Below are 25,441 nucleotides of genomic sequence, written 5' to 3' on the forward strand. Positions count from 1 at the left end.
AAACATTAGGTGCATCTTTTATATAACATTGTAGTACACATTGCCGCTCTTTTGGTTAAAATAATTGCAAATTTTAACCCTAAAATAAAACTCTTTGTGCAGGGCCGTAAAAATATTTACAACACCCTAAGCAAAAACATTTCTGTAAAAGATGATGTTATTTGGGTACACACAGCCTCTTTAGGTGAGTATGAACAAGGTTTGCCTGTTATAGAAAAACTTAAAAAAAATTACCCTACCTACAAGTTTGTTGTTACATTTTTTTCTCCTTCTGGCTACCAAGTCAAAAAAGATGACAACATTGCTAATGCTATTGTTTATATGCCATTAGACACTTTAAAAAATGCTAAAAAGTTTATAAAAGCTGTAAATCCTAAGCTTGCCGTTTTTGTAAAATATGAGATATGGCCTAACCACCTTAAAATTTTAAAAGAAAAACAAATACCAACTCTTTTAGTTTCTGCCTACTTTAAAAAAGAACAACTATTTTTTAAATGGTATGGTAGTTTTATGCGCAAAAGCTTAACTGCATTTACACATTTTTTTGTGCAAGACTCTAACTCTAAAAACTTACTTAAAAGTATTGGTTATAACAATTGCACTGTTAGTGGTGATACAAGGTTTGACCGTGTATCTAAAATACTAGAGCAAAACAATGAGTTAGATTTTATGACCAACTTTACACAAAACAAAACTTGCGTTGTAGCTGGTAGTACTTGGCCAAAAGGACATTTATTTTTAATAGATTACATAAATAATACCTCTGCAAAAAATATAAAATTTGTTATTGCTCCGCATAATATTATTACAGACCAAATAGAAGAGTTAAAAAATAGCATACACAAAAAAGTAGTTTTATTTTCAGAAATAAACAATAATGATATTTCTGATTTTGATGTTTTAATTATTGATACTATTGGAATTTTAACCAAAGTATACAGTTATGCTCACATAGCTTATGTAGGTGGTGGTTTTACAAAAGGCGGCTTACACAACACTTTAGAACCTGCCGTGTTTGGAGTTCCTATACTAATTGGCCCAATTTACAAAGGCTTTAAAGAAGCTGAAGATTTAGTACAACTAAAAGGTATTTTAACTACCAAGAGCAAAAACGAATTTACGAGTGTTTTAGATCTGTTACTTTCTAAAAAAGAACACTACAATAGCACTGCAGAAATAAATAAAAATTACGTTGCTCAAAATATTGGAGCTACAAACAAAATAGCAAGTTACATTGTTACTTTACTTGTAAACAAGTAATACAACAGTTTTTACAACTCACATAACAACTTGATTTACAGTGGATAAAATTGTTAAAGTCGATTTTAATTTGTAAATTACTAGAAACTATTGAGATTATGAAAGAATTAACTGTTGGCACAAAGGTCTTAAATAGTTTCCTAGGCGCAATGGTTGTTGTACTTATTGCAATATTAATTGCCGTTGTAGGATGCTTAATTTTGGCTGCCGTAGGCGTCTTGTAAAAAGGACAAAAGCACTTTCCCCACGTCTTGTTTTTGAATTTAGCTTTAAAACGCTATAGATTATATAAAAAGCCCTTCATTTCTGAAGGGCTTTTTCGTTGAAAAAGTAGAGAACTAAAAAACTTTAACAACTAACTTAAAAAACATAACAATTAAAAAAACTAATTCCAACCACCGCCTAAAGCGTGGTATATGTTTACATGCGCTAGCAACTGCTCTTTTTTGGTTTCTACAAGTTCTATTTTTGCCTCTAAAGCATCACGCTGTGTTAATAACACCTCCATATAATCTGCTCTAGCAGATCTAAATAGCTTGTTAGAAATTGCAATAGACTCTGTTAACGCATTTACTTCTTGCTGTTTAACATCAAAACTTTTTTTAAGATTTTTTATATTAGACAATTGGTTTGTGGTTTCTATATAACCATTTAAAATAGCCTTCTCATACTCGTATACCGCTTTAATTTGCCTCTTATTTGCATTTTTATATGCTGCCTTAATAGCATTACGGTTTATAAGTGGTGCAACCACATCACCAACAACATTATAAAGTACAGACTCTGGCGTTTTTGTTAAAAACTTAGGTTTAAAAGCCTCTAACCCCACACCTGCTTTAATACCTATTGATGGATAAAAATTGGCTTTGGCTACTTTTATATTTAATTTATTAGCAGCCAACTCATACTCTGCACGCTTAATATCTGGTCTATTTTGTAGTAACTGGCTTGGTATACCTGCGTGTACTGGAGTAGTAGTAATTTCTACAAAATCTGTTGTGGTTCTTTTAATATGTTTAGGATAAGAACCCATTAAAAAACAAATTTTATTTTCTGCCTCAGTAATCTGTTGTTGTATTTGGTATCTAGAACTTTGGTTTTTTAATACCTCAGCTTCAAAACGCTTTACACCTAACTCTGTTGCCCTAGCAGCTTGTTTTTGCAGTTTAACAATTTCTAGCACATTTTTTTGAATAGCTATATTCTGGTCTATTATTTTAAGCTGATTATCTAGAGCTAAAAGCTCATAATAAGAAGATGCAATTTCTGAAACCAAATTGGTAACCATAAAGTTTTTACCTTCTTCACTTGCTAAATACTCTAACACAGCAGCTTTTTTAGAGTTCCTTAGTTTTTTCCAAACATCTAACTCCCATGACGCAACTGCTGCTACCTGATAATTAGGTAAAGGCTCTGGAAATTCTTCTCCTTCTTTAATATCTGTAGTAGCATCATTAGCACCTTGACTGGTATAACGCCCAACTTTTTCTACCTCTGCTCCTGCCTGTATGTTTACAAATGGTAAATACTCACCTTTTCTAACCATAATTTCATTTTTAGCCACCTGTACTTCTTGTAGCATAATATTTAATTCTTGGTTATTAACTAAGGCCGTATCTATAATTGCTTTTAAATGAGGATCAGAAAAATACTGATCCCATTTCATAACAGCAGAATTTACAGTGTCTGTAGTTGCGTTATTATATACAGTTGGCACTGTTGTATTTTCATTTTTTATTTCTCTTGTAGGAACACAAGAATAAAAAGCAAACACACAAATAACACAAACTAGATAGGCTTTTTTATGCCTAAGCACAGTTTTATATTTATTTATTATCTTCATTTTTAGCTATTAATTTTTTCAAAAGTTGATTTATTTTCTCCATACGAGCCTTCATTCCGCTTTTACTTTCACTAGCTCGCATAAACTCTTCAGAAGCAGGCACTGTATCTTCTTCTTTAATAAGACTACGCCCATCTGCCATTTTTGCAAAAATGTAATACAAACCAGGTATTATTAATACACCAAATAAAGTCCCTAAAAGCATTCCTCCTAAAGAAGAACCGCCTATAGTTTTATTTCCTATTGCTCCTGCTCCTGTAGCAATAATTAGTGGTATTAACCCAGCAATAAATGCAAAGGATGTCATTAAAATAGGTCTAAAACGTGCTTTTGCACCTTCTATAGCTGCTTCTAGTATTGTAGAACCTTGATTTCTTTTTTGAACCGCAAACTCCACAATTAACACTCCGTTTTTACCTAACAAACCAACCAACATAATCATACCAATTTGTGCGTAAACATCATTAGAAAGTCCCATCATTTTTAATAAAAAGAACGAACCAAAAATACCTACAGGTAATGATAGTATTACGGCTAAAGGCAGTAAAAAGCTTTCATACTGTGCTGCCAACACTAAGTATACAAACACTAATACAATTGCAAAAATGTAGATAGACTCGTTACCTCTGCGTGCCTCATCATAAGACAATCCTTCCCACGCAACATCATAACCATGTGGTAAAGATTCTTTTGCTACTTCTTGTATTGCTTTTATAGCATCGCCACTAGTATAACCAGGAGCCGGCAGCCCCCTAATTGCAGCAGAATTGTATAAATTGTACCTAGTAATTTCATTAGGACCAAGTGCTTTTTCAATCTTCATAAAAGCAGAATACGGTACCATTTTACCTTCTTCACTCTTTACAAAAAGCTTTTCTAAATCAGACGGCAAAGCTCTGTACTCTGGTGCTGCTTGGGTATATACTTTAAAAAATCTTCCAAAACGTATAAATCCTTGCTCATAAGTACTACCAATTAAAATGTTTAAGTTTTCCATAGCCGCACCAATAGACACCCCTTTTTGCATAGCTGCTTTATTGTCTATTTTAAGTTTATATTGCGGATAATTAGCTGCATAAAAAGTAAACAAGCCACTTAACTCCTTACGCTTTCCTAAAGCTTCCATAAAGTTGTTGTTTATTTTCTCGAACTCATGATAGTCTGTACCATTGGTTTTATCTAACAAACGCATAGAAAAACCACCAGAAGAACCGAAACCAGGGACTGCAGGCGGCTCAAAATACTCTATAACTGCACCTAAATTTTTGGTTTCTTCCTCTAGTTCTTCCATTATTTCATGAACAGAATGGTGGCGCTCTGACCAAGGTTTTAAGTTTATTAAACACGTACCAGCATTAGAACCACGACCCTCTGTCATTATTTCATAACCTGCTAATGATGAAACAGATTGTACACCCTCTGTTTCTTCACATATGGCTTGTAGTTTTCTGGCAACTTCATTTGTACGCTCTAATGTAGAGCCTGGAGGAGTTTGTATAATGGCATAAATCATCCCTTGATCTTCATTAGGTATAAAACCAGCAGGCAAAATTTTACTGGTATAAACGATACCTGCGCAAAATATTGCCAAGACGCCAAAAGTTAAAATTCTACGAGCTACAATTTTATTTAAAATTTTTACATAGCTACCTGTAAGTCGTTCAAAGCCTCTGTTAAACCAATCTATAAACTTATCTACTGGCGATTTTTTTCTTTTACCATCATTGTGCTTTAATAACATTGCACAAAGTACTGGCGTTAATGTTAAAGCAACTAATGCAGAAATAACTATTGAACCAGCCATTGTTATAGAAAACTGACGGTAAAACACACCAACCGGACCTGTCATAAAAGAAATAGGAACAAAAACCGAAACCATTACCAATGTAATTGCTATAATAGCGCCACCAATTTCTCCAACAACACTTTTAACAGCCTTGTAAGGTGTTAAATGCTCTTCTTCCATTTTTGCGTGTACGGCTTCTACCACAACTATAGCATCATCTACCACAATACCAATTGCCAATACCAGTGCAAATAGGGTTATTAAGTTTATAGACAACCCAAATAGTTGCATAATAAAAAATGCACCAATAAGTGATACTGGCACGGCTATAATTGGAATTAAAGTTGACCTCCAATCTCCCAAAAACAAGAACACTACAATAGCTACAAGAATAAATGCATCTCTAAGCGTATGTAATACTTGTTCTATAGATGCATCTAAAAAATTAGAAACATCATAACTAATTTTATAATCTATACCAGGAGGTAAATCTTCTTTAAGCTCTTTCAGTTTATCTTTAACTGCGTCTATTACATCACTCCCGTTACTACCAAAGGTTTGCTTTAATACAATAGATGCAGATGGCTTACCATCTAAATTAGAGTAGATATCAAAAAACTCACTTCCTAACTCTACATCAGCAATGTCTTTTAGCGTTAAAATTTCTCCTTCTTCATTAGCCTTAATAATGATGTCTTTGTATTGATCTGGCTCACTATACCTATTTTGGTATACCAATGTATATTCTAACGCTTGTGATTTTTTACCAGAACTTCTACCAATTCTACCTGGTCTGGCCAAAATACTTTGGTCTTCCATTGCTTTTAAAACCTCCTCTGCAGAAACATTGTATGCACGCATACGATCTGGTTTTAGCCAAACACGCATAGCGTACTTACGGCTACCTAAAATTTTAGCACTTGCAATACCATCTATACGTTGTATTTCGGGTACCATTTTGGTATAGGCATAATTGTATAAAAACTTTTCGTCTGTATGTTTTTTATTACTGTACAAGTTAACGTACATAAGCATACTAGGTTGTACGGGAGTAATAATTACACCTTCACGCTGCACCAATTCTGGCAACAAAGGCATTACTTGATCTACACGTGTTTTTATTTTAACAACAGCCTCATTGGGGTCTGTACCAGGCTCAAAAATTACACGTAAAGTTCCTTCACCGGCACTTGTAGCATCAGAAGCTATATAACGCATACCTTGTACACCGTTTATAGAAGTCTCTAAAGGTATTAAGGTAGATTTTACCAACACATCTGCACTGGCACCAGGGTAAGCAATAAAAATATTTACAGTTGTAGGTGCAATTTGCGGAAACTGGGATATAGGCAATTGGTTTATTGCTAACAGTCCTGTAAAAATAATAATTACAGAAATTACAATAGCCAACACAGGCCTTTTTATAAATTTACTAAACATATTTTTATAGTTCTATTTTGTAATTATTCTGCATACAGGTCTAGTTCTTTTAGTACCGTATTTGGTTCTAAAAACTTGGTATGTATTTTTTCGTTATTTTTTACCATACGCAACCCTTCTAGCAGTATTTTATCTTTAGTAGAAAGGCCTTTGCTAACAATAAATAAGTTAGGTAAGGTAGCTTCAATTTCTATTTCTCTTTGCTTAACCTCACTATTAGCATCTATAACATACACGTAAGTTTTATCTAAAATTTCAAAAGTTGCTTTTTGTGGTATTAGTAAGGCGTCATCATATGGAACAGACATAAGTACACTACCAGTTTCACCGTGTCTTAATATTTTATCTGGATTAGGAAATGTTGCTCTAAACGCAATGTTACCAGTTTGGTTATTAAACTCACCCTCTATAGTTTCTACAATACCTGTTTGATTAAACATTTTATTGTTTGCCATAACCAACTCTACTTGTTTAGCTCTTGCTTTACCCGTATTTGTAATGTAGTCTAAATACTCTGCCTCTGGCACATTAAAGTATACCCACATTTTACTGTTATCTGACAGTGTGGTTAATTTTTCTCCTTCATCTAAAAGACTACCTTCTCTAGCTTCTAAATGATCTACAATACCATCAAAAGGAGCTCTAATATCTGTAAAACTTAAATGGGTTTGTGTTAAAAACACCTCTGCTTTAGCTTTATCATATTCTGCTTTAGACATTGCTAATTCATTTGCAGAAACCACATTACTATCTGCTAGTAGTTTTGTGTTTTTGTATTCTATTTCTGCTACTTCTGCTTCAGCTTTTGCTTTTTGTAAATCTGCCTGATACACGTTTGGCATTATATTAAAAAGCTTTTGACCTTTTTTTACAAACTGCCCCTCATCTATAGAAATATGTTTTAAATACCCTTTTTCTAAAGCACGTATTTCTATATGCCTAATAGAGTGTATTTGGCATACGTAGTCTTTTTTAATAATGGTGTCTTTTTTAACAGGATTGGTAACAAGAAATTTAGATTCCTCTTTTTTTTCTTCTTTTTTAGACTCACAGCTGGCAAAACAAAGCACAAGCAATAGGCCTATGAGTATAGAAGTTCTCCTCATAATACGATTGATTTTTTAAAATAATTGATTGTTAATACGTGTGGCAAAAACGCACAGAAAACTATACGTATATTACCGCTATGTCCTTAGACAAAATAAATAATGGTGTGGTGTGTAAGCAGTATTAGTAAGTGGCTACTGCTTTATTGGTTTTCTATATAAGTAGTACTTGGTACTTTATATAAATTTTTAAAACACTCCCTAAATTGGTGTGTAATAAATAATGTGTTTTAGTAAGTAGTGTAGATGGTAAACCTAAAATTTGAGCAGAAAAAAAGGCACCTTTAAAATTGCCATTGTTATTACTTAATTTTTTAGGCGTAACATTTTCTGTTACTTCTTCTTCATTTGCCTCTGTTAGCTCTGTTGCAAAATGACTGTGTTTATTTAGTACAGACAAACCTACATTTTCTATTTGCTTAGTAACAGAATCTGTATTGGTTGTTTGCTGTAAAGCACCACTATTTTCTAATGAAACATTAGCGTATAAGCTACCCAACATTGTAAAACACAATGCTAATAAAAGAGCAGTCTTATTTTTTAGTGATACTGTCATACAGAATGCAAAATAATGCGACAGATATTTACTGGACAAAATTTTACTGTTAATAAACGTTAAAGGTTTATTTATTTTTAAATAGGCACATCACAACCATTTAAAATTGATTGATTATTTTTATGATTATAAATGGATTTATTTAACACAGACATACAAAAAAATATACTTCCTTTTGATGGCGAAGTGTATTATTACGGAGCAATAATGCCAACCAGTAAAGCTCAAGAGTACTATAATTATTTATTTAACAATATACGATGGGAGAATGATAAAGCTGTTATTTTTGGAAAAACCATAACTACTAAACGCAAAGTAGCTTGGTATGCAACCAACCCATTTAGTTACACCTACTCTAAAATTACCAAAACAGCCCTACCGTGGACAAAAGAGCTACTAGAACTAAAAAAAATAGTAGAGGAAAAAACCGGAGAAACATTTAACTCTTGCTTGTTAAACTTATACCACTCAGGAGAAGAAGGTATGGCTTGGCATAGTGACGGTGAAAAAGATTTAAAAGAAAACGGGGCAATAGGGTCTTTAAGTTTTGGTGCAGAACGTAAGTTTAGTTTTAAACATAAAGAGAACAAGCAAAAAATAGATATTAATTTAGACAGAGGAAGTTTATTGGTAATGACAGGTACTACTCAAAAAAACTGGTTACACAGACTACCACCAACAAAAAAAGTAAGTACACCCAGAATAAACTTAACGTTTAGAACAATAGAGAATTAGCATAAAAAAAAGCCTTTCAGTTTCCTGAAAGGCTTTTTATTTGTACAGGCGGAGAGACTCGAACTCTCACACCTCGCGGCACTAGATCCTAAGTCTAGCGTGTCTACCAATTCCACCACGCCTGCATTTTCAACTAGCAATTTTGCCAATTGGGTTGCAAATATAATGCAAAAAATCAATTTTGAAATACTTAATTATAAAAACTTCTTTTTTTTGTACATTTATACTTTATCAAAAACATATTATGCAAGACGTAAAAAGCTTTATAGATAGTAATAAAGACAGATTATTAAATGAACTTATAGAACTTCTAAAAATACCATCTGTTAGTGCAGACCCTGCTTATGCGCATGATGTACTTACAACTGCAGATGCTGTTAAAGATGCTTTAGTAAAAGCAGGCTGTGACACGGTAGAGATTTGTGAAACTCAAGGTTTTCCTATTGTTTACGGAGAAAAAATAATAAATAAAGATTTACCAACGGTATTAGTTTATGGTCATTATGACGTGCAACCAGCAGACCCAATTAACCTATGGGACTCACCACCATACGAGCCTGTAATTAAAAAAACAGACCTTCACCCAGAAGGTGCAATTTTTGCTCGTGGTGCTTGTGATGACAAAGGGCAAATGTACATGCACGTAAAAGCCTTAGAATTTATGGTAAGTACCAACCAACTACCTTGTAACGTAAAGTTCATGATAGAAGGTGAAGAAGAAGTTGGTAGCGTTAGCCTATCTACATTTGTAAAAGAAAACAGAGAAAAACTTAAAAACGATGTTATTTTAATTAGTGACACTGGTATGATTGCCAAAGACGTACCATCTATAACAACGGGCTTAAGAGGTTTAAGCTATGTAGAAGTAGAAGTTACAGGCCCTAACAGAGATTTACACTCTGGTTTATACGGTGGCGCTGTTGCCAACCCAATAAACATACTAACAAAAATGATTTCGTCTTTACATGACGAGAACAACCATATTACCATTCCTGGTTTTTATGACAACGTAGAAGAATTATCTGCAGAAGAACGCGCAGAAATGGCAAAAGCTCCTTTTAGTTTAGAAAACTATAAAAAAGCATTAGATATAAATGCTGTTTACGGAGAAAAAGGATACACCACTAACGAGCGTAACTCTATACGCCCTACTCTAGACGTAAATGGTATTTGGGGTGGTTACACTGGCGAAGGTGCAAAAACCGTAATAGCAAGCAAAGCTTACGCAAAAATATCTATGCGTTTGGTACCAAACCAAGACTGGGAAAACATAACAGAATTGTTCTCTAAGCACTTTACAAGCATAGCACCACAAGGTGTAACAGTAAAAGTAAACCCACATCATGGCGGACAAGGTTACGTAACACCTATAGACAGTGTTGGTTATAAAGCAGCATCTAAGGCATACGAAACTACTTTTGGCAAAACACCAATACCACAACGTAGCGGTGGTAGTATACCAATTGTTTCTTTATTTGAGCAAGAGCTACAAAGCAAAACCATATTAATGGGCTTTGGGTTAGATAGTGATGCAATACACTCACCTAATGAGCATTTTGGAATTTGGAACTACCTAAAAGGTATAGAAACTATTCCTTATTTCTACAAGAATTTTACAGATATGAGTTCTTAATATCACATACATAACACAATTTAAAAGTTCGTTTTTTAATTAAAACGGACTTTTTTTATGCAAGCAATTATATTAGGGCGTTCCTACGGGCAGGCTATACGCTACAAGTCCTCGCTACGCTGTGGGCTTTTCACTCCTATCCTTAACGCAAAAAAATGTTAGCACCTTGCAAATAAACCATAATGCGCTCATTTTAAAACATTCACAAAAAATAATTTAACTCTACACTTGTAGAATTCATTTTTTTGTTCTACGTTTGTAGAGAACATTCTAAATATGTACAATTATGCAGTTATCAAAATCAGAAGAAGAATTAATGAACCACCTCTGGAAATTAGAAAAAGCATTTTTAAAAGATTTGCTAGATCAGTATTCAGATCCTAAACCTGCAACCACTACTGTGGCTACAATGTTAAAACGTATGGCAGACAAGAATTTTATAGCCTACAATCTATACGGTAAATCCAGAGAATATTATCCGCTCGTAAAAAAGAAAGCCTATTTCTCTAAACACGTAAACGGCTTAATAAAAAACTTTTTTAATGATAGTGCATCACAATTTGCATCGTTCTTTACTAAAGAAACCAACCTAACAAAAGAAGAGTTGGCACATTTAAGAGAGTTAATAGACCAAGAACTAAAAAATAAATAGTTATGCTTATGTACCTATTAAAATCTACAGCTTGTTTAGCAACTTTATTCCTTTTTTACAAACTATTTTTAGAAGGGCAAAATATGCACAAGTTTAAACGTTTTTACTTACTAGCTGCTTTAGTTTTAAGTTTTGGTATACCACTAATAACGTTTACAACATACATACAAGTACCAATAGCAATTTATAAAACACCATTGGAGTATGGCAACATAAACACTACAGAAACTATTGTAGAACCTACCAATTACTGGTCCTACCTAATTTGGAGTATTTACGGCTTGGGTGTTTTAATTTTTAGCATAAAATTTATTAAAAATAGCACTAACCTATTTTTAAAAATAAAGCAAAATCCTAAGCAAAGACTAGAGAACCATACTAATGTACTGTTAACTGAGAAAACTACACCCCATACTTTTTTAAGTTATATATTTTTAAATAAAAAAGCCCATCAACAAAAACAAATACCAAAAGAAGTGTTGCTGCATGAAATTACACATGCAAAGCAAAAACACTCTATAGACGTATTACTTATAGAGGTTTTACAAGTTGTATTCTGGTTTAATCCGCTTATCTATTTTATAAAACACGCTATTAAATTAAATCACGAATTTTTAGCAGATCAAGCTGTCCTAAATCAGGGTGCGGACACTGTTAGCTACAGAAAAATTTTACTCGCATTTTCATCAAATGTAACAGAGCCATATATGGCAAATTCAATTAATTATTCATCAATCAAAAAACGATTTACAGTTATGAAAAAAAGAACCTCAAAACGGTCGGTTGTATTAAGAAGCTTGCTACTTATTCCTTTAGCAGCATTGCTTTTTTACAGTTTTAGCAACCAAAAAACAGAAGAAATTTTAGTAGACACTCAAGCCTCACACGCGACTAAAAATGCAGGTAAAGGTGCCTCAGAGAAAATGATGCAAGAATATCGTACATTTTTCAAAAAATACAACAATGCAAAGAAGAAAGTAATAGATATGACGTACTATCAGCGTATAGTTTCCATTTATGATCTAATGACAGAAGAACAGCGTGCAACCGTTACAGACCATAAAACAATTCTAAAATTCCCTAGCGCAGATTTAAAAAATACTACAAAAAAAGCACCAACGCAATCGGAGTTTAATTCTTGGAAAAACAAAGAAAACTTTGCTATTTGGATAGATAATAAACACGTTCCTAATTCTGTATTAAACAAGTATTCGGCATCAGATATTGTACATTTTAACAATAGCTACGTATACAAAAATGCACGTAGCGCAAAGTTTCCGCAAGAACACCAAGTAAATTTATTTACCAAACAAGGCTTTACTAATACGTATGTTAAGGCAGATGTAAATACATATAATAGCATACTACAAAAGTATAATAGTGAGTTACATTCATTTAAAAAAAATAGCGAAATTTCTAACGATGATTTAGAAATAAAAAATGTTCAATTAAAAAAACTTTATGCTGAGTTTAGTAAAGAAGAAATAAAAAAATATAATATTGTTTTCCCTGAAAGTATCCCTGTTAAAAATTCTGAACACTTAGGTTTAGTTATAAAAGAAGAAAAACAAGATCCTTTAGAAACCTATAAAAAAGAGTACAACACATATGTAACCTTAACTAAACAAGAACCACATTATATACATAGATCAGAAGCTGAGAAAAAGAAAATTGATGATCTTTTTACGCTTTTGGGTAGCATCTACTTTAGCTTAAGCAAAGAAGATAGAGCTAAAGTAAAAAGAGTAAAAGCACCTATTTTACCATACGTTATACTAATTAGAAATGGCAAAACAGAATACAAAAAAAGAAGCGAGTTAACGGCAGAAGATAAAAAATTATTGCCACCACCTCCGCCGCCACCGCCTGCTGCAAATGCTAGTTTAAAACATAACTCTAAAGAGATAAAAAAAGCTTGGACAGATTGGACTAAGGATGCTACTGAATATGCTGCTGCTGTAAAAGCATACTCTAAAGGAGAAAAAATAACCAAGGAAGAGTTAACAAAATTGTATAACAAAACAATGAAGACTCTGGATATATACAATGCCATAGCAAAAAAAGAAAAAATAGAGTCTAATATAGTCCCACCACCATTACCTCCATCAAATAACAAACAAGACTCTAAAGAACTTGCAAAAGCCAGAGCTACGTTTAAAAAAGATGCTAATGCATATGGTACTGCTGTTAGTAAATACAGAAAAGAAGGTAAGGGAACCAGGGAAGAATTAAATAAGTTGTATGAGAAAACAATGAAAAGCTATGAGAAATGTAGTGCGCTAATTAAAAAAGAAAAAGGAGCGGCTCCATTACCACCACCGCCACCTCCTGCTCCACCAATAAAGAATTAATTTTCATAATAATGTCTTAAAAAGTAATAAAAAGCCTCATTTAGAGGCTTTTTTTGTAACAAATCATTGCAAAATGCGTTCTTATAGGTACATCAATCATCAAAAAAAAGAACACTTATGATTAAACGTTTTTTTATACTCTGCTCCGGAGCAGACACTGCTATACTAGAAACTTGCTCTAACGGTGAGCAAAACAAATACGCTGGTATTGGCGCAACTGTATTTTTTACTGCTGTTATGGCTTTTATAGCCAGTGCATATGCGTTGTATACTGTTTTTGATAATGTTTACTACGCTGTTTTTTTTGGACTTGTTTGGGGCTTACTTATTTTTAATTTAGACCGCTTTATTGTTTCTACCATTAAAAAAAGAGACAATTTTAAAAGTGAATTGTTACAGGCCACACCCCGTATTGTTTTAGCTGTTATAATAGCCATTGTTATTTCCAAACCTTTAGAAATGAAGATTTTTGAAAAAGAAATCAATCAGGTTTTATTAGAACAAAAGAATGATTTAACGCTTGCAAACAAGGAACAAATTGCATTACAGTACAGTCCTAAAAAGGAAGTCATTCATCAATCTATAGAAAAATTAAAACAAGAAATTACAGCTAAAGAAGCAGAAACAAATGCGCTTTACAACACTTATATTGCCGAGGCAGAAGGAAGGGAAGGTACTAAACTGCTAGGTAAAGGACCAGTTTATGAAGAAAAAAGACAAAAACATGATGCTGCCTTACAAGAATTACAAAAGCTAAAAGAAAACAATGCCGCAAAAATTACTACGCTAGAAGAGCAAGCAGTGGCATTAGATACAGCATATGCTGCCTCTGTTAAAGACTCACAACCCATTATTGATGGTTTTGATGGTTTAATGGCTCGTATAACGGCTTTAAACAAGCTACCTTGGCTACCATCATTCTTTATATTTTTATTGTTTTTAGCTATAGAAACATCTCCTATAATTGCAAAATTATTAGCTCCTAAAGGAATGTACGATTTTAAGTTAGAGGAAGAAGAAAGTATTGTTAAAACCTGGGTTACACAGAAAGTAGAACAGCGTAACACTTTAATGCAAACAGATGCGGCAATAAATAAAAAAGTATATGAAGATATTGAACAAGAAAACGAAATTTACAATTATAAAAAACAACAAGCAGAAAAGTTGTTAAAACAACAAACTGACGCTTTCCATAACATACAAGCTAAAAACTTGTAATAAAAAAAAGAGGCTAGTTTTGCTAAACTAACCTCTTTATATTTTAAAGTACAATTACTTAATTAGCAAAGTACACGTATATTGCTACTACTATTAAACAAATAACAATACCTATTTGGTTTACGTATTTGTAAGGCTTAATTTCTACTTGCTCTGTATATTTTTGCTCAAAAGCAGTTTCTCTTGGTTTTATTTTACCAATAGCCAACATTATTAAAGAGTTTACTACACATAAAATAGCCATTACGTGTAAAAAGTGTGGGTATGCATCTGCTTCTACTACAGCTAATGCATCTGCACTAGTAACTCCTGCTGCTTCTGCTTTCTCTAAAGCAGAGCTTACAAAATATGGTTTCATTAAAAACTGACTTATAATATACAGTAAAGATCCAGATATAATACCAACCTTTGCTGCAATAGCTGGTACTCTTTTAGTTAAAAAGCCAATTATTATAACAGAAAAAATTGGAATACTATAAATACCGTTTACTTCTTGTAAATAACCAAATAAACTACCTGCATTTGCTATAAAAGGCGCAATAAACATTGCCGCTAAAGCCAATACAATACCAAATATTTTACCGTTTTTAACAACTTTAGTTTCACTAGCTTCTGGGTTTATATGTTGTTTGTAGATGTCTAAGCCAAATAAAGTTACAGAACTGTTTAAAACACTATTAAATGAACTTAAAATTGCACCAAACAATACTGCTGCAAAAAAGCCAACTAAATAATCTGGCAATACTTTACCAACTAGTAGAGGGTATGCGCTAGAAGAATCTATTTTACCTTCAAAAATATGAAACGCTATTATACCAGGTAAAACTAAAATTAACGGTCCTAATATTTTTATAAAAGAAGCTAGTAATAGCCCTTTTTGTCCTTCTGCTAAGTTTTTGGCTCCTAAGGCTCTTTGTATAATTTGTTGGTTTGTTCCCCAATAAAAAAGGTTAACCAACATCATCCCTGTAAAAATTGTAGAAAAAGGAACTGAGTCTGTTTTAGTACCCATAGAGTTAAATTTCTCTGGATTTTCTGTAGTTAAAATAGATAAGCCATCTATTATACTACCATCTCCTATATACATTAAACCAAAAACAGGAATTAAAATACCACCAATTAACAATCCTATTGCATTAATAGAATCTGATACCACAACGGCTTTTAAGCCTCCAAATACAGCGTAAATACCGCCAATAATACCAATACCCCAAACACATAGCCATATAGATGCAGTGTGGCTAATTCCTAGGTTTTCTGGCACATTAAACATTCCGCTTATGGCAACAGAACCAGAGTATAAAATTACGGGTAATAATACAACTACGTAACCTGTTAAAAACAAACCAGATGTTATTGTTTTTGTAGTAACATCAAAACGTTCTGCTAAAAACTGCGGTACGGTTGTTAAACCACCTTTTAAATACCTTGGTAATAAAAAAATAGCAGTAATAACTATTGCTATTGCTGCTAACGTTTCCCAAGCCATAACAGACAAACCATCTGTATAAGCATCAGAATTTAAACCTACTAGTTGCTCTGTAGAAAGGTTTGTTAGTAAAAGAGACCCTGCAATAACACCTGCAGTTAAACTCCTTCCTCCTAAAAAATATCCATCAGAAGAGTTTTCATTAGTTTTTCTTGTAGCCAAATAAGATATAACGGCCACCAAAACTGTAAAGCCCACAAAGGACAGTAATGTTAATAACATAGTGCTAAATAAGTTTGGTTTAAGCTTATAAATATATTGGAATAATTTGTGTATAAAAAATAACACAGACATCATTTATATATCTTTTGTTATAAATTTAACCGAAAACGATGTAGTTTAACTTAAACTTTAATGTAATTACCAAACTATTGCTATTTTAGAAATACTTTTTTTTAAAAGCACGTAACAATTAATAATAGTAAACGTTACTATAAAGTAATCTTAAGAAAATAAATGATGAAGAAAATTGCATTACTACTTATGTTATGTCTTGGTTTTACCGCCACAGCACAAAAAATGCAAGTAACTTATAAGTTTAGCGAAAAATATGCAGACAGATACAAATACTCTAATTTACTAACAATTGATAATGATGGTGCAGATGGTACCATACTTGTACGCTCTTACTACACTGGTTTAATATTAAAACCAAAAGGGTATTATATAGAACACTACAATAAGAATTTAGATTTGGTAAGCGAGTTTAATTACAAGCTTAAAGATAAAGACTTTGTAAACGGTTTTATAAGCAATGGGCAATTATATCTTATATTTTTAGAATATAACTCTGGTAAACAAGCTTATGATTATATAGTACACCAAAGCCCTTTAGATAATTTTGCATTTACTCAAAAAACAATTTTATCTGTACCTTCTAAAGAAGTAGATAATCCGTTAGATAAAAACTATTATAACCGTAATTTTTCATCGGGTTTTACAACTTCTGTATTGTTTAATAAACGTAAAGATGCTTTTGTAGTTAGCGCTCACTTTAAAAAGGCAAAAGATAATCAGCATTTTATATATGTTTTTAATAACAATCTAGATTTACTAATTACACACGATTTTTCTGCGGAAGTAGAAACTAAAAACTATGCTTTTGAAAGCGTAGAAATAACAAAAAACAAAAAAGAGGTATTTTTAGTTGCCAAAGCTTATTTTAAAAAGAGGCGTTTTTCTGCCTTAGAGCGTAAATTTCAATACGAACTTTTAAAGGTTTCAGAAGAAGAAAGGGTTATGAAAACTTTTGATGAACCTGGTAAGTTTTTAGAAGCTTTAAAACCCATACTTACAGACGAAAAATTTGTATGTGTAGGCTTTTATGCCAATAGAAAAGATAACAGATACAACGGTTTAAGTTACTTTAGGTTAGATGAAGGTTCTTTAGATGTAAAAGACAAAAAATTTATTCCGTTTTCTGCACAATTTATGGCAGACAAATTTGGTAAAGAAGAAGATAATAAAGAGGTAAAAAACTTAGTATTTAAAAATGCAGAAATTGCTAGTGACGGCTCTATACTTTTTAACGCAGAAGAATATTTTGTAACCTCTGGTTACCAAAGTAATCCTGGTGGTGGGTCTAGAGTTAGAATTAGTAGGTACCATTATAATGATATGGTTGGTGCTAAACTTAGTGATGATGGCGACCTTATTTGGGTACGTAACATTAATAAGTCTGAAGTAACTCAGGGTGATGGCGCATATGCATCATACAGTACATTTACAAAAGGAGACAATACTTACTTTTTTATAAGCACAGCGGCAGAAAATCCGCAATTAATAAATAATGAGCGTTTGGTATTTAGACAAGGTTTAAGCAGAAACAGAAACATCTTTTTAATTAAGTTAGATGCTAAAGGCTTTATGACCTATGAAAAAATAATAGATAGTAAAACGGCAAGGTTACCTTTAATGGTTTCTAAACCATTAACCAATAAAAATAACATTTTGTTTTACGCTAAACGTGGCACAAAAAAGCAGTTGGTAGAAGTTGCTTTTTAAAAACACACACCTTATAAATTATAATCCTCTTGCCAAAAGTAAGAGGATTTTTTTTGCTTAATGCATGCGATTAAAACCAAAACCTCACTTTTTTAAAGGTTTTTATAATGTATTTTCTTGCTTTTATTTAATATTCTTATGAAAATTTTAACAAGAACATTGTAATGAAAAACAAGGCTAGATTACTTTTAGGGAAATTAACACTTATAATAATACTTCTATTTAATGTTAATTGTGAAAAAGATGAAGAATTACACAGCTATTCAGAAGCTGTAGAAACTAATACCGAAAGTAGCTTAAAACTTACAGAGGGTACTTTTAAAGATTTGCTAGAAAAGAAAGAGTTTAAAAAAGCATTTTCTGAATATGAAGATTTACAAAATAAAATTCTACTAAATTCTACTAAATTCTACAACCAGAAAAGATATTGATCTCCAAAACTTCACAATTGACTACTCTGTTGTAAAAGAAATTAATTATAAAGATAGAACCACGTATACCTTTTCTGTAAACAGAGCAACAAAGAAAAGCTTTTATGAAAACATAGTTATAGAGAAAAAAAAAGAAGAAGAGAATATTACTGCATTTTTACTGAGGTACTATCCAAAAGAAACTCCGGCATATGTCAAGGAACACGACACTCATTCATTTAAAGGAAAAGTAGTTGTCTTTAAAATAGATCCAAACTTCAACAGTTTAGCTGCTTCAAGTAACTGTTACAGCGGAGGTGAATGGGTATGCATTTGGGGAGATTAAGAGCATACAGCTGGGGCTAAATGCTTCGCAGCTAATGACGGAAGAGTATATTTTAAAGAGTTTGATGGTGACTGCACAAGAGACGAACCTTTAGGTGGTTTTGGTGGTGGAGGTGGAGGTAATGGCGCCAACAATCCTGGACCGGGTGAATCCGATATAATTACTTCATTAACTTTTCCAGATGGTTCAACATATACCTCAAAATTAACATCTAGGCTTAGTTTAAACTTTCAAGAATCCAATTTCTTAAACAATAATAGGTTAATAGCTGAAGATATTTTAAACTTCTTAGAAAAGAACAATAATGTAGAAGGGGAGAAATTTGCAAAAAATGCTTTGCAGGTTTTAATGATTACCCCAAACGCAAACCCTTTTTTAGGCTCAGATTGTAGAAGTTTTGAATATGCGCAACCACCAGGAGCATTACAGAAGGGTTGCGCTGTAACAAATTTTAATCATACATTTTACACTGCAGGAATTTCCTCTGATGGGAGCCCCTATTATGGTGAAATTGAATCTATTGTCGATATTGCATATTTTACAATGCCCGTAGGGATGACTAATGGTCGCGCTGCTAACTTAACAGCTATCGCAGTCACAACCGCAATTAAAGCAACAGATCTATATTATGCAGAAAACCCTAGAATTTCTAAGTTTACATTGGGCGAGTATTTTAAAAATAGAATAAATCAATCATTATCTGCTGTTGGGGGTAGTGTTAACACTACTTCCCCTCCTTTTAATATCCCAAGTCCAGCACCTTACATTACTAGTATTTTAGGATTAAGCACCCCGTATGATTGTGAATAATATTTTTAAATTTGTAGTATTCGTTATAGCATTTAACCATTCATATCAGATGAAGAGTCAACAATTTGAGAATTTACTTGGGAAAAATATTTCAAAATTGAGTAAGATTATTGGTGAAGAGTTTGAAAACGAACTATTTGACAGTAGTTTTTATTACATAAAAAATGAATCAATAAAAAAGAATTTATATGGAATGCAATATAATTCAATAACTGTTTTAACTAATGAAAAAGATAACATTAAGTCAATAAGTATTCATTTTGATAAAACCATAAATAAATATTTTTATGAATCTTTTATTGAAGATTATAATAAGCCAAATAATATTCTTGTAATTGAAGCTTCAGAAACTACAAGCGAAGGATTTTTGGAAGGTAAGCCATTTAATCAAAAGCTAAGAAAAAACAATATACAATTAAGGGAAGGAAAATTTGATGAAAACCCATTATTTATAGTTTGGACAAAGGAAGATTATGAAGTAAAGTTCTTTTTCAGATACAATAATAATTCAAGCGAAGTAACATATAGATTGCTACATTAACCTGCTAACTTATTTTTTCATTTTAATATGAATATGGTAATGAAAGGGTGAAAGAGTTTGGATGGGATGGATTATCAGGAATAATTAAGTAAATTTATCAATATAACTTAATCATAGTAGTGGACAACAAATTGAAGTCATAAAAATTGAATAAAACATGAATTTTACTAGCCCCCAAGAAGCCCTAATAGTAATAGAAAAAAGTCATAAAAAAAGTAAAGAAGCAATGAAAGTTGGTGACTTTAGAACCAATAATAAAATAATATCACAAGAAATGATGCCAGCATTTTTATACATAGAAAAAAATAATCTAACAAAACTCCTCATTCCCTTTTTAAAAAATAAAGATGTTGATTTAAGCCTAATAGTCTCGAGACGACTGCTACCGTATTACGAAGAAATAGCAATCAATAATTTAAATGATATTATTCAAAAAAAAATACCACATAAATGGGATGTAGCTGAAACTATTATTAAAGAGTGGAAAGGTTTGCCACTTTAATAAATTTTGATATGAAATATTTTTCAATAAGTCCAACAAATGATTTAGAAGTAATTGGCTATTATCCACAAACAGATTTTAGTGATAATTACAACCCTGCATTGCCCGAATCTCATTGGCAAGTAAAATTCAATGAGTTCCCTGATTTTAAACCTAACTATAAATTAGATATACACCCAAAAGCAATTCCTACTAATTTAATAAGTGGTACTGGTGGGTACCATGGTTTATTAATCGATTTTTGAATTAAAGCAATTATTAGAACAACATAATTTACCTCAATGTCATTTTTACCCTATTGATGTCCAACATAATAACAAACCACTTAATTATTATTGGTTACATTATGTTATGAATGATGTTTGGGAAAATATCGAATTAGAAAGTTCCGAAATTCGAATTCAGCACTTAAGTAATTTAAATAATTATGTAGTTCTACCAATGATTAACAAAGATTATGTGACTCATTTGCATAATTACTTTCTCAAGAATCATGAATTTCATATCATCCCTGAAAAAATAATATTAAAGAATAAAATTAAAGAATTAGACATTATTGATTTAAGTTTTCTGCATAGTAAACCTCTAATAAGCTACAGACTAAAAAAAGCTATAGAAGAACAAGGTATGAACGGTTTTGGTCTAAAGTTATTTAAACCAATAAGATAACAGTAAAGTATAAATTAAATGACACTGGTATTTACAAAAGTGAATTTGGCCATCACCCGTTAGCAAAAATAGCATTTGAATCAGATAAATTTTATAAATACAGAAATGCATTTAGTGTATCTTCAAATACATTAGAATCTGTATGGAAAAGTGCCAACCCAAATAAATCTCTGCCACGAAACTTACATAGTAAGATTACAGGTCAACAAAATTCTTTATATTCTGAATTCGCAAAAACAGGAAAAAGACTAACTTTAGACAAAATGGCGGAAATTGAAATCAAGGCTATGACTAATCTCAACATACCAAAAAATATTGCACAAGGTTGGGTTATAAAAGCATTACAAGACTTAAAAGTCCAAGGTGTAAAAACAATAACAAATATTCCGTGGAATGGTAAAAATTAAACACTAAATGAAAAACAATCAAGAAATATTAAATTTTTTTGGAAAAATACTAATTCGCACAATCTTTGATCCTAATAATAGATTTATAAAACAAAGCGTTAACGAGTTTGCAAACGCAGAAGAATATAAAAATTTATTTCAAGGAATGAGTCTAATTCAAAAAAAAGAACTTGAAAATTTAGTCTATGAAATTAATGAGGGAACTCTATTTGATTTTCTGAAATTTTTTGAAGAAAACGAGCAATTTAAAATTGTTTATGAAGAAGAAGGCAAACAGGTTAACCTTGTAGAGATTAGTGAAATGCTTAAAGCAGAAATTCACGGTGAAGATGGTTGGATAATGCGTTTTAGTGAAGAATTAAAAAAAGAAAATAACAATTAACAGTAAACTTATTTAGAAATATAAAAGTCAGATTATTTTGTAATCTGACTTTAAACTTTATTTTATGAAGCAAACATTATATCTTGTTGTATTATTCACTTTTACTTTCTTACAAGGACAAAACAAAAAATTTAGTCCTAAGAACGGGAAAATAATTTTCTCTGTTGAGCAAAATGTGTATAATAATCAAAAATTAGATTCTTCAATACAAGTTAAAAAGCCTGTAATTATAAATATGTTTAAAGAAATGTACAATGAAATTTCGTTATCACAAGGTCTTACGCCTGATACAATAGCTTTAAACAAAAGTATTGAGACAAAAATATTACCCTCATTAGACCTTATTTTAGATCCCAGAAAAACAATAAAACCTGCTCAGAAACACATTTATAAATTAGAAGACTCTATAATAAAATATCAAATAAAAACTTCTCCTTTAGATAAAAATAATCAGGTTACGGTAATTAACAGAAGTACTGGCAAACAAAAAAATTATACGCTACAAGATTCTATTCTGGTCCTGGATGAGTTTACCATTAGTGTACCTGTAAAAGATAGTAATAAAAATCTCAAAATAAAAGAGTATAGAGAGCTTACAAAAAATATTAAAGGTTTTAACTGTTTTAAAATAATAGTTACAAGAACAGAGCCTTTTTTTAAACCTTTTAACTCAATAGAAGATTATGTTTCTAATGAATTTAAAGAAAAATATATAGATTATTTAGAGCCTACTTCCCAACAAATACTTTACGTTACAGAGGAAATACAATTTAAGCATCACCCATTTATAAATTTATCCGAAGTTTTAGATAAATACTACCCATTAGAAATCATTAGCACAAATGGTTTTATAGATGGAGTTGAAAAAAAATGTACTGTAGAGGAGATACAAGTGAATTAATCAACTCCTAAAAATCTGTTAACGACTTATTAATTTGAAAGGTTTCTACCGTATTTTCGTCTAACAATACATTAATATTAAAAGATAAAATAGTTATGCAAATACATATATGGTCAGATATTAGATGCCCGTTTTGTTACATTGGCAAACGTAACTTTACAGCTGCATTAGATAAATTTCCGCACAAAGATAAAATTACTGTAGAATGGAAAAGTTTTGAGTTAGACCCTAACTTAAAAACGCAAACAGATATTAATGCTATAGACCACTTTATGCAAAGCAAAGGTGTAGACGAGGTTAATGCTAAAGGTATGTTTAACAGAGTTACAGAAATGGCTAGTGGTGTTGGTCTTAACTTTAAAATTGAAGACATTGTTACCGCAAATTCTTTAAACGCACACCGTTTATTGCAATATGCAAAAACAGTAGGTTTTGCTGATAGTACTAAAGAGGCTTTGTTAAAAGCACATTTAGAAGATGGTAAAAATATAGATGATATAGCGTTTTTAGTAAATACAGCTATCTCTGTTGGTATGGACAAAGCTGCTGTTGAAGAAATCTACAAAACAGATGCTTTTACATACGACGTAAGGCAAGACGAAATGGAGGCCAAAAACCTTGGTATTAGTGGCGTTCCTTTTTTTGTTTTAGATAACAAGTATGGCGTTTCTGGCGCACAACCAGTAGAAGCTTTTACTGAAGCTTTAGAACAAGCTTGGGAAAAACACCAAAAAGAGCAGCTTACTGTTTTACCAACAACAGGCGGAGAGTCTTGTGATGTAAATGGCAATTGTTGTTAATTTTTAATTACAAACAAATAAAAAGGCGCTATTAGCATTTGCTAATAGCGCCTTTAATATTTTAAAACACTTTTATTTCAGTTCCCATCCTTTTCTGTAGTCACGAGAAACCCACTCGTTAGCCATATCAAAATTTGTAACCTTCATATTAGCAGCGTCCCATTTTATGGTACGTCTACCAGGGTAGTTATAAGGATCCCAATCTCCTACTTTTTTACCCGCTTTTAATGTTTTATACTGGTATGCTTTAATAGCTAAATTACCCATAAGCACGCCCTCCGTTAATGGTCCGGCTTTAGTTACAAAATCTGATGATGCTACTGTACCATTTAAGCAACCCTCTACCCAGTTATTCTGGTGCCCTGCAGAACCACCCTTTATTCTTGGTAATGTTTCTTTTGGCTTGTTAAACATACTATTAACATCTGCTGGCAACAATCTAGGGTTAGCAGAATACACATCTGTTACAATAATGCCTTTTGTACCGTGAAAAACTACGCCACCATCTCCGTTTCCTAATTTTTCGCCATCTGCCAATTCACTAGGAATATCTGGCATAATTCCACCATCATACCAATTTAAGTCTATACTTCCTTGGTTGGGCGCATCTACTTTTAAACGGACTACAGATGAAGGTGGACAAGAGCTAGAGTAATCTGCCTCTACAAAATCTCCTACCCAAGTAGTTGTACAACTAGCTTCGGCTTCTGTTGGTGATCCTAAACCTAAAACACTATACGGAGTTTCCATAATATGGCAGCCCATATCACCTAAAGCTCCAGTTCCAAAATCCCACCAACCACGCCATTTAAATGGCAAATAAGCAGGGTTATAATCTCTCATTGCTGCTGGCCCTAACCACAAATCCCAATCTAACTCTTTAGGAATTGGGTGTCCGCCTGCTGGTGTTTTTACACCTTGTGGCCAAACAGGTCTGTTGGTCCAACAATCTACTTTAGTAACATCTCCAATTACCCCAGCATCTATCCACTCTTTAGCTGTTCTACTACCAGGGCTAGATGCTCCTTGGTTACCCATTTGGGTAATAATTCCGTTTTCTTTAGCTACTTTAGTCATTAACCTTACCTCTTCAATATTGTGCGCCAGAGGTTTTTCTACATACGCGTGTTTTTTTGCACGCATAAAAGGTAATGCTATGGTAGCGTGTGTATGGTCTGGTGTTGCCACCATAATAGCATCAATTTCATTTAAATGCTTATCATACACATCTCTAAAATCTTTATATCTTTTTGCTTTAGGATGTAATTTATGACTGGCAGCAACTCCTCTTTGGTCTACATCACAAAGGGTAACAAACTTAACTTTACCCGTATCTGTAAGTTCTTTAATAACAGATGATCCTCTTCCTCCTACTCCAAATGCTCCTATGTACAATGTATCACTAGGAGGCACGTGGTTTTTACCAAGTACAAAACTTGGAACAATAGAAAATGCAGCGGAAGATGCAGCCACATTTTTTATAAATTTTCTTCTTTCCATAAATTAAGGTTGCTTATAGTTTACTGGTTGAAGATACATAAAAAAAGCCAGCAACTGTTTTGCTAAAAATGTTAAAAGAAGGACTATAACGTTGTAGTAA

24 protein-coding genes and 1 tRNA gene are annotated in these 25,441 nt (G+C 32.3%); 18 read left to right on the forward strand and 7 right to left on the reverse strand.

Annotation, left to right across the window (positions count from 1 at the left end):
• Positions 1-9 precede the first annotated feature (9 nt).
• Together JM80_RS02420 and JM80_RS16545 are read left to right on the forward strand one after the other, a co-directional pair.
• Positions 10-1,260, forward strand: coding sequence for a 3-deoxy-D-manno-octulosonic acid transferase (locus JM80_RS02420; protein ID WP_144709119.1), 1,251 nt, complete (start codon positions 10-12; stop codon positions 1,258-1,260).
• Positions 1,261-1,358: 98 nt separating this feature from the next.
• The gene (locus tag JM80_RS16545; protein ID WP_013621187.1) at positions 1,359-1,484 is read left to right on the forward strand and encodes a hypothetical protein; all 126 of its coding nucleotides are present in this window, start codon (positions 1,359-1,361) and stop codon (positions 1,482-1,484) included.
• Positions 1,485-1,645: 161 nt separating this feature from the next.
• Here JM80_RS16545 and JM80_RS02425 read toward each other — a convergent pair whose 3' ends face one another.
• The 4 genes from JM80_RS02425 to JM80_RS02440 all read right to left on the reverse strand — a co-directional run bounded on the left by JM80_RS02425 (position 1,646) and on the right by JM80_RS02440 (position 7,991).
• Positions 1,646-3,103, reverse strand: coding sequence for a TolC family protein (locus tag JM80_RS02425; RefSeq protein ID WP_144709120.1), 1,458 nt, complete (start codon positions 3,101-3,103; stop codon positions 1,646-1,648).
• Positions 3,087-6,329, reverse strand: a complete 3,243-nt coding sequence (locus tag JM80_RS02430) for an efflux RND transporter permease subunit (RefSeq protein ID WP_144709121.1) — start codon at positions 6,327-6,329, stop codon at positions 3,087-3,089. The genes JM80_RS02425 and JM80_RS02430 overlap by 17 nt, the downstream gene beginning before the upstream one ends.
• A 23-nt stretch (positions 6,330-6,352) precedes the next feature.
• Positions 6,353-7,435 carry an efflux RND transporter periplasmic adaptor subunit gene (locus tag JM80_RS02435; RefSeq protein ID WP_144709122.1) on the reverse strand — a complete coding sequence of 361 codons (1,083 nt, stop codon included), beginning with the start codon at positions 7,433-7,435 and terminating at the stop codon, positions 6,353-6,355.
• 154 nt (positions 7,436-7,589) lie between these two features.
• Entirely contained in the window at positions 7,590-7,991 is a 402-nt protein-coding gene (locus tag JM80_RS02440) for a hypothetical protein (RefSeq protein WP_144709123.1), read from the reverse strand.
• 132 nt (positions 7,992-8,123) lie between these two features.
• On the opposite strand from JM80_RS02440, the gene JM80_RS02445 reads away from it, so the two are divergent.
• Positions 8,124-8,726 carry an alpha-ketoglutarate-dependent dioxygenase AlkB gene (locus tag JM80_RS02445; protein ID WP_089118384.1) on the forward strand — a complete coding sequence of 201 codons (603 nt, stop codon included), beginning with the start codon at positions 8,124-8,126 and terminating at the stop codon, positions 8,724-8,726.
• A 43-nt stretch (positions 8,727-8,769) separates the two neighbouring features.
• Here the strand turns inward: JM80_RS02445 and JM80_RS02450 are convergent.
• A tRNA-Leu gene (locus JM80_RS02450) sits at positions 8,770-8,851 on the reverse strand.
• Positions 8,852-8,970: 119 nt separating this feature from the next.
• Here JM80_RS02450 and JM80_RS02455 point away from each other — a divergent pair.
• The 4 genes from JM80_RS02455 to JM80_RS02470 all read left to right on the forward strand — a co-directional run bounded on the left by JM80_RS02455 (position 8,971) and on the right by JM80_RS02470 (position 14,580).
• Positions 8,971-10,359, forward strand: a complete 1,389-nt coding sequence (locus JM80_RS02455) for a dipeptidase (protein ID WP_013621181.1) — start codon at positions 8,971-8,973, stop codon at positions 10,357-10,359.
• A 286-nt stretch (positions 10,360-10,645) separates the two neighbouring features.
• The gene (locus tag JM80_RS02460) at positions 10,646-11,011 is read left to right on the forward strand and encodes a BlaI/MecI/CopY family transcriptional regulator (RefSeq protein WP_034644721.1); all 366 of its coding nucleotides are present in this window, start codon (positions 10,646-10,648) and stop codon (positions 11,009-11,011) included.
• Between the two features lie 2 nt (positions 11,012-11,013).
• Positions 11,014-13,362: a M56 family metallopeptidase gene (locus JM80_RS02465; RefSeq protein WP_144709124.1), complete on the forward strand. Its 2,349-nt coding sequence runs from the start codon at positions 11,014-11,016 to the stop codon at positions 13,360-13,362.
• Positions 13,363-13,479: 117 nt separating this feature from the next.
• Positions 13,480-14,580: a DUF4407 domain-containing protein gene (locus JM80_RS02470; protein ID WP_144709125.1), complete on the forward strand. Its 1,101-nt coding sequence runs from the start codon at positions 13,480-13,482 to the stop codon at positions 14,578-14,580.
• Positions 14,581-14,638: 58 nt separating this feature from the next.
• Here JM80_RS02470 and JM80_RS02475 read toward each other — a convergent pair whose 3' ends face one another.
• Complete coding sequence (locus JM80_RS02475; protein ID WP_034644866.1) at positions 14,639-16,291, reverse strand: solute:sodium symporter family transporter; 1,653 nt, start codon at positions 16,289-16,291, stop codon at positions 14,639-14,641.
• Positions 16,292-16,525: 234 nt separating this feature from the next.
• Between JM80_RS02475 and JM80_RS02480 the strand changes: the two genes are divergently transcribed.
• The 11 genes from JM80_RS02480 (at position 16,526) to JM80_RS02525 (ending at position 23,841) form a co-directional block, all read left to right on the forward strand.
• Positions 16,526-18,073 (forward strand): hypothetical protein, encoded by a 1,548-nt coding sequence (locus JM80_RS02480; RefSeq protein ID WP_316931898.1) that lies wholly within the window; start codon positions 16,526-16,528, stop codon positions 18,071-18,073.
• 164 nt (positions 18,074-18,237) lie between these two features.
• Positions 18,238-18,504 (forward strand): hypothetical protein, encoded by a 267-nt coding sequence (locus JM80_RS02485; RefSeq protein ID WP_144709126.1) that lies wholly within the window; start codon positions 18,238-18,240, stop codon positions 18,502-18,504.
• A gap of 673 nt (positions 18,505-19,177) precedes the next feature.
• Positions 19,178-19,639 (forward strand): hypothetical protein, encoded by a 462-nt coding sequence (locus tag JM80_RS02490; RefSeq protein ID WP_144709127.1) that lies wholly within the window; start codon positions 19,178-19,180, stop codon positions 19,637-19,639.
• Positions 19,640-19,688: 49 nt separating this feature from the next.
• Positions 19,689-20,180: a hypothetical protein gene (locus JM80_RS02495; RefSeq protein ID WP_144709128.1), complete on the forward strand. Its 492-nt coding sequence runs from the start codon at positions 19,689-19,691 to the stop codon at positions 20,178-20,180.
• Between the two features lie 157 nt (positions 20,181-20,337).
• Entirely contained in the window at positions 20,338-20,682 is a 345-nt protein-coding gene (locus JM80_RS02500; protein WP_144709129.1) for a hypothetical protein, read from the forward strand.
• A gap of 11 nt (positions 20,683-20,693) precedes the next feature.
• The gene (locus tag JM80_RS02505; protein ID WP_144709130.1) at positions 20,694-20,927 is read left to right on the forward strand and encodes a hypothetical protein; all 234 of its coding nucleotides are present in this window, start codon (positions 20,694-20,696) and stop codon (positions 20,925-20,927) included.
• Complete coding sequence (locus tag JM80_RS02510; protein WP_370511833.1) at positions 20,920-21,351, forward strand: imm11 family protein; 432 nt, start codon at positions 20,920-20,922, stop codon at positions 21,349-21,351. Before JM80_RS02505 ends, JM80_RS02510 begins: the two co-directional genes overlap by 8 nt.
• A 263-nt stretch (positions 21,352-21,614) precedes the next feature.
• Positions 21,615-21,758: a hypothetical protein gene (locus JM80_RS16405; protein WP_186439744.1), complete on the forward strand. Its 144-nt coding sequence runs from the start codon at positions 21,615-21,617 to the stop codon at positions 21,756-21,758.
• Positions 21,759-21,765: 7 nt separating this feature from the next.
• Complete coding sequence (locus JM80_RS02515) at positions 21,766-22,140, forward strand: hypothetical protein (RefSeq protein ID WP_144709132.1); 375 nt, start codon at positions 21,766-21,768, stop codon at positions 22,138-22,140.
• A gap of 64 nt (positions 22,141-22,204) precedes the next feature.
• On the forward strand, positions 22,205-23,041 hold the full coding sequence (locus JM80_RS02520; protein WP_144709133.1) for a hypothetical protein: 837 nt from the start codon (positions 22,205-22,207) through the stop codon (positions 23,039-23,041).
• Positions 23,042-23,136: 95 nt separating this feature from the next.
• Positions 23,137-23,841: a DsbA family protein gene (locus JM80_RS02525; RefSeq protein WP_144709134.1), complete on the forward strand. Its 705-nt coding sequence runs from the start codon at positions 23,137-23,139 to the stop codon at positions 23,839-23,841.
• 72 nt (positions 23,842-23,913) lie between these two features.
• Here the strand turns inward: JM80_RS02525 and JM80_RS02530 are convergent, their stop codons facing one another.
• Entirely contained in the window at positions 23,914-25,341 is a 1,428-nt protein-coding gene (locus tag JM80_RS02530) for a Gfo/Idh/MocA family protein (protein WP_013621172.1), read from the reverse strand.
• Positions 25,342-25,441: the final 100 nt, after the last annotated feature.

It is taken from the genome of Cellulophaga sp. RHA_52 (assembly GCF_007827205.1).
GTDB classification, from domain to species: Bacteria; Bacteroidota; Bacteroidia; order Flavobacteriales; family Flavobacteriaceae; genus Cellulophaga; species Cellulophaga lytica.

What these genes read in the sequence shown, in the direction of transcription:
- JM80_RS16545 (WP_013621187.1), top strand. Translation starts at nt 1,359, where the DNA reads ATGAAAGAATTAACTGTTGGCACAAAGGTCTTAAATAGTTTCCTAGGC.
- JM80_RS02425 (WP_144709120.1), bottom strand. Translation starts at nt 3,103, where the DNA reads ATGAAGATAATAAATAAATATAAAACTGTGCTTAGGCATAAAAAAGCC.
- JM80_RS02430 (WP_144709121.1), bottom strand. Translation starts at nt 6,329, where the DNA reads ATGTTTAGTAAATTTATAAAAAGGCCTGTGTTGGCTATTGTAATTTCT.
- JM80_RS02435 (WP_144709122.1), bottom strand. Translation starts at nt 7,435, where the DNA reads ATGAGGAGAACTTCTATACTCATAGGCCTATTGCTTGTGCTTTGTTTT.
- JM80_RS02440 (WP_144709123.1), bottom strand. Translation starts at nt 7,991, where the DNA reads ATGACAGTATCACTAAAAAATAAGACTGCTCTTTTATTAGCATTGTGT.
- JM80_RS02445 (WP_089118384.1), top strand. Translation starts at nt 8,124, where the DNA reads ATGGATTTATTTAACACAGACATACAAAAAAATATACTTCCTTTTGAT.
- JM80_RS02455 (WP_013621181.1), top strand. Translation starts at nt 8,971, where the DNA reads ATGCAAGACGTAAAAAGCTTTATAGATAGTAATAAAGACAGATTATTA.
- JM80_RS02460 (WP_034644721.1), top strand. Translation starts at nt 10,646, where the DNA reads ATGCAGTTATCAAAATCAGAAGAAGAATTAATGAACCACCTCTGGAAA.
- JM80_RS02465 (WP_144709124.1), top strand. Translation starts at nt 11,014, where the DNA reads ATGCTTATGTACCTATTAAAATCTACAGCTTGTTTAGCAACTTTATTC.
- JM80_RS02470 (WP_144709125.1), top strand. Translation starts at nt 13,480, where the DNA reads ATGATTAAACGTTTTTTTATACTCTGCTCCGGAGCAGACACTGCTATA.
- JM80_RS02475 (WP_034644866.1), bottom strand. Translation starts at nt 16,291, where the DNA reads ATGTTATTAACATTACTGTCCTTTGTGGGCTTTACAGTTTTGGTGGCC.
- JM80_RS02480 (WP_316931898.1), top strand. Translation starts at nt 16,526, where the DNA reads ATGATGAAGAAAATTGCATTACTACTTATGTTATGTCTTGGTTTTACC.
- JM80_RS02485 (WP_144709126.1), top strand. Translation starts at nt 18,238, where the DNA reads ATGAAAAACAAGGCTAGATTACTTTTAGGGAAATTAACACTTATAATA.
- JM80_RS02490 (WP_144709127.1), top strand. Translation starts at nt 19,178, where the DNA reads ATGATTACCCCAAACGCAAACCCTTTTTTAGGCTCAGATTGTAGAAGT.
- JM80_RS02495 (WP_144709128.1), top strand. Translation starts at nt 19,689, where the DNA reads ATGAAGAGTCAACAATTTGAGAATTTACTTGGGAAAAATATTTCAAAA.
- JM80_RS02500 (WP_144709129.1), top strand. Translation starts at nt 20,338, where the DNA reads ATGAATTTTACTAGCCCCCAAGAAGCCCTAATAGTAATAGAAAAAAGT.
- JM80_RS02505 (WP_144709130.1), top strand. Translation starts at nt 20,694, where the DNA reads ATGAAATATTTTTCAATAAGTCCAACAAATGATTTAGAAGTAATTGGC.
- JM80_RS16405 (WP_186439744.1), top strand. Translation starts at nt 21,615, where the DNA reads ATGGCGGAAATTGAAATCAAGGCTATGACTAATCTCAACATACCAAAA.
- JM80_RS02515 (WP_144709132.1), top strand. Translation starts at nt 21,766, where the DNA reads ATGAAAAACAATCAAGAAATATTAAATTTTTTTGGAAAAATACTAATT.
- JM80_RS02520 (WP_144709133.1), top strand. Translation starts at nt 22,205, where the DNA reads ATGAAGCAAACATTATATCTTGTTGTATTATTCACTTTTACTTTCTTA.
- JM80_RS02525 (WP_144709134.1), top strand. Translation starts at nt 23,137, where the DNA reads ATGCAAATACATATATGGTCAGATATTAGATGCCCGTTTTGTTACATT.
- JM80_RS02530 (WP_013621172.1), bottom strand. Translation starts at nt 25,341, where the DNA reads ATGGAAAGAAGAAAATTTATAAAAAATGTGGCTGCATCTTCCGCTGCA.